The organism is Streptomyces sp. SID14478, assembly GCF_010548525.1.
GTDB lineage: Bacteria > Actinomycetota > Actinomycetes > Streptomycetales > Streptomycetaceae > Streptomyces.
Genome location: NZ_JAAGMG010001099.1, coordinates 1 through 277 on the forward strand (window position 1 = coordinate 1; position 277 = coordinate 277).

At 71.8% G+C, this 277-nt stretch carries 1 pseudogene; it reads right to left on the reverse strand.

The window, feature by feature from the left end:
- Window positions 1-203: pseudogene (locus tag G3I40_RS35495) on the reverse strand (lactate utilization protein C); the annotation flags it as partial.
- Window positions 204-277: the final 74 nt, after the last annotated feature.

The window sequence follows — 277 nt, forward strand, 5'->3', positions numbered from 1 at the left end:
AGCTCCGCCGCGCAGCAGCGGTGCACGAGCGCCCGGTAGTCCGCCAGGTTCTCCGCGAGCAGCTCCACCGTCTGCTGCGTCGTCCGGTCGCCGTGCGCGCGCAGATAGCTCCGGTCGACGTCCGACTCGTACGTCGCCGGGTCGCCGGCCGGGCCGCCCAGTGCCCGCCGGACCCGGCCCAGGATCACGTCCCTACTGCTCACTTCTGCGCGCCCTTTCCGTTCTCCGTGACGTTCTTGCCGCCGTTGGTCCGCTGCCACCAGTCACGGAACGGCTC